Genomic DNA, 7,331 nt, shown 5'->3' with positions numbered 1-7,331 from the left:
GAAAATTGCTAGCCGTAGCAACTATAGTTTCATTAGTATCGAGCTTGCCTTTTTTGATCTCCAGATAATCCTTTGTAGCGTCTTTTTTAACCTGATCCATGCGGTAATCTTTTAAGACATTAGGTTTGGCTTCTGCAAAATCCAATAATTTATCATCCAGGCTTCTATACTCGCCTCTGTGCTCTTCGTAAAATTCACCTAGCTCCGTTTCGTTTACATCCGCATTGCTAGGCGCTACGAAATAGGCCCCTAGATTATATTTTTTCTCTGTCATAAAGTGCGATTTCTCGCCTTCCCAAAATTTCTTTAGCTCGTCGTCGCTAAAAGTGACGTTAGCATCGGCGTAGATTATCTCTGCAGAAACCTTATCCTGCATCAGCTGCGATGCTGCGAATACTTCTACGATCTTAGGGCTAGGCGTTATTTTTAGCGCTTTGCCGAGCTTTTCTAAAGTTAAGACCTTTTGTAGATTGCGCTCAAATTCCTTTTTAGTTAGTCCTGAATTCCTTACGACATTATCGTAAAGTTCTTTACTAAATGCACCGTTTTCCTGAAAATTCGGCGAGTTTAGCACAAATTCCGCCACATCTTTATCACTGGCCTGAACGCCTAAGTCTTTAGCAAAATTTAGAAAATACGCTTCGCCAATTAACTGATCTACTGCGATCTGATCTAGATGCATATTTTTGGCTTGTTCTTGAGTAAATTGCCCATCGCTCATAGCACTCAGCCTGTTGTATAGTTCGGAGTATTTTGTGTTTAGTTCTTGATTGGTTATGGAAATCTGCCCTACTCTAGCAATTGAGCCTGCGCGGTTAGCATTCATATCATATGCGCCCCAGCCGACGAAGCCTGCGCCCACGAAAGCTATCGTGCTTATCCAGATCGTCGGTATAAGCGACTTCTTATGCTTTTGCATCCATTCTATCATCTAAATCCTTAAATAGCTAACTAAAGAAATTTTTTGTTAGTAATTATACAGATAAAACCTTATGTAAGGCTGAAAAATAGGCATTTTTAGCGAATTATAACGCGTTAGTAAACGATTTAGTATACATTAATCTTAGCTTAGCAAAAGCAGCTTTGAACTCATTTCTAAAATCGCTATTTTTTTCGCCATTTGCTGCGCGCTCCTTGCATAGGCAAAAACCCCATAGCCACGAATCACCATTATATCGCTATTTTCATTTATCATATAGTTACAAATTTCGTACGGCGCGCGCTCGTGCCAGTCGTCGTAGTTCTTAGGATCGTAAATTTCAATGCGTTTAAATTTACTCGCCCCAAAGTAATCTCGCGGCAAAATAAAATCATGCTCCAGCGTATATGCGACGAGATATGGTGGTGTCGCGTAGGTTACGAATTTCGCCTCTTTGATATTTTTATAGATATTTATATGTATGTCACTATCGATGCTAGCATCCTGCCAGCGGTAGTCTTTTTTTGAAAATAGCGTTATAAAATCACCCCTATCCAGGCTATCGAAAATCGCGTCTTTTTTGTTGATCAAAAATTGATTTTCTTTAATTTTTGCTGAAATCGAGCCGTGAAAGATCCCAAAAAGCCTATCTCTAAACATCGAAAGCGAAATTTTGCGTAAAATTTCATAATAATACTCGTCCATCTCTCGCCTTTGTAAAAAATTTCGCTATTATATAGGATTAGAAATTTCAAAAGGATAAATTTAAGTGCAAGCTCCACATATTCCCGTTCTTTTTTCGCAAACGATCGCCGCATTTTCGCAGCTTGAAGACGGCTATGTTATCGACTGCACGCTAGGCTACGGAGGGCACAGCGAGGGCATTTTGACCGCTAATCCGCGCCTTAAACTCATCGCTTGCGACAGAGATGCCGAAGCGATAGAATTTTCGCGCGAGCGGCTCAGTAAATTTAAAGATTGCATAGAAATTCACAAAGCAAAATTTAGCGAAATTTTAGAAATTCTGCCCGAGCAAAAGCTCCGCGCAGTTCGCGGGATATTAGCCGACATCGGCGTTTCATCTCTTCAGCTGGATAAAAACTGCCGCGGCTTTTCCACTAAAAGCGACGCGTTGGATATGCGAATGGATGAGAGCGCAGCGCTAGATGCGGCGTATGTCGTAAACAGCTACTCACAAGCTGAACTCGCGCGCATTTTTCGCGAATACGGCGAGCTAACAAATGCTAACGCAATCGCTGCTAAAATAGCTACTGCACGGGCTAACGCACCACTAACAAGCGCCAAAGCTTTGGCAAATTTAATCGGAACGAAGCCCGTTAAGGGGCGCAGCATCAGCACGGCTACGCTAGCATTTCAGGCGATCCGCATCGAGGTAAATAACGAGCTTGGCGAGCTAAAGCGCCTGCTCACGCTCATTGAGCAAAAATCGCGCGATTCAATTCTAACTAATGCAATTGTCGCTATAATTTCATTCCATTCGCTTGAAGACCGCATAGTAAAGGAGCGATTTAGGGCGTGGGAGCGCGATTGCGTCTGCCCTAGCGAGTTTATGCGCTGCGAATGCGGCGGCGGGCATTCGTTAGGCAAAATCCTAACCAAAAGCCCTATAATAGCGGACGCGCAAGAGCTTGCGCAAAACTCGCGAGCAGCGAGCGCAAAGCTAAGAATTTTTTGGCTGAAATAACCGTCTTTGCTTGCTATGAATTTTAAATTTTGACGAAATTTTGTAAAATTTATAGATTTGCAGGCATTAAATTTTAAAATTTTATGGAATTTTAAAATCCAGCTTACAAAGATTCGCTTTAGAATTTATAATATTTTCGGTGTTTTTTTTTGGACACCTAATAGCTAAATCATAAAATTTAACAAAAAGTTTAACGTTGAATTTTACGCTAAATTTAATGTATAATTTTATGAGATTTATTGACTGCTGCATATTTTAAAAACTAAGTGGCAGCATAGATACAAAACAGAGTGAGAGTTAAAATTTGGCGCCTAAAGCAAGCGGCGTAACGTCGAATCTCATTCTTTGCTTTAAAGAAATTTTGTAGGCGAGCCGTTGATTTCATCGCCATTTTAGGCGATAGAGCTTATCTTGCAAATAAATATCTATACTTAACGTTTTAAGTTGTGTAAAAGATGTGATAAAAATTTTAAGCGGTTTTTCAGATTATTTGACAAAATTTTATAAATAGTCAATCTTGGTAAAGTGAGCTCGATTTTTACCCACCAAAGCGAATTTTCGTAAGCCTGTGGTGCAAAAAACGAGCAAAATTAACACGATGCTTCTTTTGAAGCTTCTGCTGCTATACAGTATCGTGAAAAGAGCGAGCAAAATTAACAAAAATAGCCCGCTAAAGTAAAATTTTGATTTTGCTGGCCGAGATAGAATTTGGCGAGTTAAGATAAAATTCCATTTACCGAGGTAAAATTGCAAAGAAGAATTTTGCCCGTAACTTTGACTTTTAAATTTTACCTTAACGGCTCATTGCTGGGTACACGCGAGCTGCGGGCTTCGAGCTGAATTTATCTTGACGCAGGCGCCTTGGCGGCGAGTAAAGATAAGATCGTGGTTTTAAATTTATGGAGATTTTAAATGAACAAATATGAATATTTTGCCGACGACGATGACGGGCACGACTTCGCAGGAACATCTGATCTAGCGGGTATAGAGCTTGCGAAAAGACGAGCTATGGAGGATCTGACGGATGAGGAGCTAGAGGATAAGCTTGCCGCGGATCTTTCCGTAAAACGAAACTACGCGGGCGCAGCGGGCGGTTACGACGATTTTACCGGCTTGGAATTCGAAAGTTCAGGCTTTACAAGCACCCAAAACTACCTAAATTCCGAAAGCGGCGGAACAAAATTTAATAAAAACAGCAAAGTAAAATTCAAAGGACGTGGCGACGCAAATCTTTCAGCCGCTCGCGGCAGCGATAATTCCAGCGGAGCGAGCTACGGCGATTTTGTAGGTGCCAATTTTACCGGCAAGGTGGATTATGCGGCGTTTGTGGGTTCGAACTTTACAGGCACGCAAAATCAAAATTACGCAGATATGGGCGCGCATGATTATGCAAGCCTTGCTGCAGGACGCGGTTACGGCAGTTTCGCGGGCGCACAAGACGAGCTACTACGCAACTACGACGCCGAGAAAAAAAAGGAGAAAAATCTCACGCTTTATCAGCTTTTAGTCGTTTATCTGCTGATCGGATTTGCGTTTTTGCTGACGGTGCCGGCGATTTACATCCGCAACGAAATTTATTACATCAGCCGCGACATCGCCGCGCTTCGCACCAAACACGAGGTTTTGCTTGAGGAAAATCGCGCGCTTAACAACGACATCGAATATCTACGCTATAAAAATGAAATTTTAGATCCACAAAGCGTGCAAGAAAATGGACGCTGACGGGATTGTGCTCGCGGCGTTTGCGTTTTTTGCTGCACTAGTGCTTGCCCTGCTAATCGCGCTCGTGCTGCAAAACCGCCGCATAAGCGATGCAAACTCCGCGCTTAGCGAGCTTTTAAGTGAAAGGCTTACGGCTCAAAGTGCGAGAGCAAGTGCCGAGCTTTTTAAGCTAAATCAAAGCCTAAACGACGGCTTTAACGATAAGCTCTATTATCTTAATAGATCCCTTGGCGAGGGCTTGCATCGCCAAAACAGCGCACTTAGCGAGAATTTAAGCTCGCTAGATCGTGGCTTTAAGGACATAGCGGAAAATCTAGCGCGAATGAGCGAGCAAAATAAAACTTCGCTTCAGGTGCGTGACGAAATCGCAAGGCTAAACTCGATTTTAGGTAATGTCAAACTACGCGGCAACTTCGGCGAGTACCGATTAGAGAGAATTTTATCGATGATTTATGGGCAAAACGCCGCGTTTTACGAGCTGCAAAAGCATCTACCAAACGGCAAGGTCGCAGACTGCGCGCTACATATCGCAAAAGAAAAAATTCTTTGCATCGACTCAAAATTCCCACTTCAAAGCTATGAAAAGATCGTCACTGCCTCCGCCTCAAACGACGCCGCAGCGCTTGCTAGTGCAGATAAGCAACTCGCCGTAGATATGAAAAAGCACGCCGCAGATATCGCGGAAAAATACATCATACCGCCTCTTAGCACGGAGTTTGCGGTGCTATTCGTGCCGAGTGAGGCGGTTTTCGTCTATGTCTGCGAGAAGCTGCCGCAGGTACTTGAATACTGCGCGCAAATCGGCATTTTTGCGGCATCGCCCACGACGCTGCTGGCGCTTTTAGGCACGATCCGCACCTTCGTAAAAGACGAGGCGCTCGCGCAAAATATCAAATCGGTAAAAGATGAAATTTACGCGCTAAAATCGGACTTTGAGGCGCATGCTAAGTATGCGACGGCGCTTCAAACATACGCAGATAAGCTCGCCGCGCAAGCGGAGCTTTTAAACAAAAATGCAAAATCTCTAAAAGCCCGCTTTGAGCGTTTTAGCGAGCTATGAGGCGAGCAAACCGTCGTGCACAATGCGGCTTGGAGTACTTTAGCAAGCTTATAACGCGGCGGAATTTTGTGCGGCTAGATTATCAGTAAAGGCGCCTTAAGCTCCGCCTCTTATAAAGCTTTAGCTTTTGCATTACAGGCTTGCGCGGCTTTCTAAAATTATCGCGGGCAATTCGGCGTTTATTCGGAGTAAAATTTCAAAAACGGACGCGAATCTCAAAACGGATGCCGTATTTAAAAATACGAAAAGATTAGACGCGCAATCTTACGCGGCGGCAAGATGAAATTTTAAGTTCGACGCGGCGCCAAAACACACAAAATTCTCTTGCGAAATCGTAAAATTCTAAAATTTCTCGACAAAAATCAAAGCCATAGCACTGCAAATTCGCCAAATACCTTCGTGCTAAAAACCCAAAAAATCTCGCTGCTATAGTCTCGAAAAACTGCGCATATGAAAATTCTGCGAGTAAATCGAAATTACCAAGCGCCTCAAAACCGCATACGCAAGCGAAAAAATCGCTGTACCTTAAAGCTACCCTAACGATCTCGTTTTACCGCCTTTATATGCCGCGAAAATCGCGCAGCAGGTCAAAACCGAGTAACAGGATTTTTGAGACCTGATTTTACGATCGATCCAAGCGCCTAGACGCTAATCAAATCCACGCGACGGAATTTTTGAGCAAAATTCCACGGCTTAGCGCCGATTCGATTAATAAATTGCGCGTTCCTTAGCCAATGCGCGAGTATGTGACGTCGTTATACGATTACAGCAAATTTGGCGTGCTAAGCTAAATGCGGGCACAAATAAGCACCGCCGATATACGCCGTGCCGCGACTTTGTATCGCTAGAGCCAAGCGTACGTAATAAATTTTAAATGCTTTTTGTTTCGCATAAAATTTTCAATAGTTTTTAGAGATTTTATAAAATTTTGAGCATTTTGCGCTGCTGCGCCGCGCCACACTTATACCAAATCACGCTCAGTCTGCGCCGCCTATTTATCGGTCGCGCAATTTTCGTTGTAGTAGGCAATGGTGCGCTCGTACTCGTCGTAAGTCTGTATATAATCGTTTGCAACGCTTGGGTTTGCGTATCGATCCTCTACCGCCAAAAGCTTCGCTTCTAGCTCTTTGTAGCGCCCATAAACCTCCGCACAGGCACGATCATGGGCGTCGCCTTGCAAGATTACTGACTTATCAGGACCTGCACTCGCGCAGCCTCCGAGCCCTAAAACGATGGCGCAAAACGCGCCGCATAAAATTAAGCTTTTCAAAATTTTTTCCTTATTCCAAGCAAATAAATTCGGTGTAAAAAGAGGTGTGGTTATAAGCCGAGTTCCGTTACAGCGGTCATTTATCTAGACCGATTTTTGCAAATCGGTTCGAGCGAACGGTTCGAATATAAGACGAAACCACCCGTTCTTGCTGCAGGTTGGGTTTGCATTGCCGCCCGTGTCTCCACGCGCGCGGTGGGCTCTTACCCCGCCCTTTCACCCTTACCGCTTGCGCGGCGGTTTGCTTTCTGTTGTACTTTCCCTAGGGTTACCCCCGGCGTCCGTTAGACGCAACCTTGTCTTATCGCAGCTCGGACTTTCCTCTCCTTGCGGAGCGACCGCACGCCACACCCGAGCGCAATTATAGCTTTTTTGGCTTAAATTTTAGGGCTCGCGGAATTTAAGGAGTGGAATTTTACGCCGAGAGCAAGTATAAACTCCTGCCCCTGCACCATTACCTCCGGAGGATGACGACGATAAAGAAGCTAATAAATTAAATCACATCTTTAACAAAAAAGAGCATAAATTAGATGATTTTTTAAATAAATTTAAAAATAATCAATAACAAGCTTATAATGCTATAATTAAAGAACTTGAAAGAGATATGGCAAATGGTAAGTTGCTAAATAATTTTACTAATGGCTATAAAGTCAAT

Annotated in this window: 6 protein-coding genes and 1 other RNA gene; 3 read left to right on the top strand and 4 right to left on the bottom strand. The window is 43.4% G+C overall.

Translation table 11 applies throughout. The annotated features are described in order from the left end of the window. Together Q0372_RS01965 and Q0372_RS01960 are read right to left on the bottom strand one after the other, a co-directional pair. A partial coding sequence (locus tag Q0372_RS01965; protein ID WP_298101875.1) for a peptidylprolyl isomerase occupies positions 1-931 on the bottom strand: 931 nt, incomplete at its 3' end. Between the two features lie 132 nt (positions 932-1,063). After that, complete coding sequence (locus Q0372_RS01960) at positions 1,064-1,624, bottom strand: class II aldolase and adducin N-terminal domain-containing protein (RefSeq protein WP_297881102.1); 561 nt, start codon at positions 1,622-1,624, stop codon at positions 1,064-1,066. A 64-nt stretch (positions 1,625-1,688) separates the two neighbouring features. Between Q0372_RS01960 and rsmH the strand changes: the two genes are divergently transcribed. The 3 genes from rsmH to Q0372_RS01945 all read left to right on the top strand — a co-directional run bounded on the left by rsmH (position 1,689) and on the right by Q0372_RS01945 (position 5,406). Then, positions 1,689-2,624: a 16S rRNA (cytosine(1402)-N(4))-methyltransferase RsmH gene (gene rsmH / locus Q0372_RS01955; protein WP_298101872.1), complete on the top strand. Its 936-nt coding sequence runs from the start codon at positions 1,689-1,691 to the stop codon at positions 2,622-2,624. A 912-nt stretch (positions 2,625-3,536) separates the two neighbouring features. Beyond that, the gene (locus tag Q0372_RS10380) at positions 3,537-4,346 is read left to right on the top strand and encodes a hypothetical protein (RefSeq protein WP_314379128.1); all 810 of its coding nucleotides are present in this window, start codon (positions 3,537-3,539) and stop codon (positions 4,344-4,346) included. After that, on the top strand, positions 4,336-5,406 hold the full coding sequence (locus tag Q0372_RS01945) for a DNA recombination protein RmuC (protein ID WP_298101870.1): 1,071 nt from the start codon (positions 4,336-4,338) through the stop codon (positions 5,404-5,406). Before Q0372_RS10380 ends, Q0372_RS01945 begins: the two co-directional genes overlap by 11 nt. A gap of 991 nt (positions 5,407-6,397) precedes the next feature. Here the strand turns inward: Q0372_RS01945 and Q0372_RS01940 are convergent. After that, entirely contained in the window at positions 6,398-6,676 is a 279-nt protein-coding gene (locus Q0372_RS01940) for a hypothetical protein (RefSeq protein ID WP_298101867.1), read from the bottom strand. A gap of 37 nt (positions 6,677-6,713) precedes the next feature. Then, positions 6,714-7,030: RNase P RNA component class A (gene rnpB / locus Q0372_RS01935), an RNA gene on the bottom strand. Positions 7,031-7,331: the final 301 nt, after the last annotated feature.

This window comes from uncultured Campylobacter sp. (assembly GCF_937997405.1).
Lineage (GTDB): Bacteria > Campylobacterota > Campylobacteria > Campylobacterales > Campylobacteraceae > Campylobacter_B.
This window is presented reverse-complemented; position numbering and strand designations above follow the sequence as displayed.

Coding starts and splice junctions, on each gene's coding strand:
- Q0372_RS01945 (WP_298101870.1), top strand. CDS start 4,336: ATGGACGCTGACGGGATTGTGCTCGCGGCGTTTGCGTTTTTTGCTGCA.
- Q0372_RS01960 (WP_297881102.1), bottom strand. CDS start 1,624: ATGGACGAGTATTATTATGAAATTTTACGCAAAATTTCGCTTTCGATG.
- Q0372_RS10380 (WP_314379128.1), top strand. CDS start 3,537: ATGAACAAATATGAATATTTTGCCGACGACGATGACGGGCACGACTTC.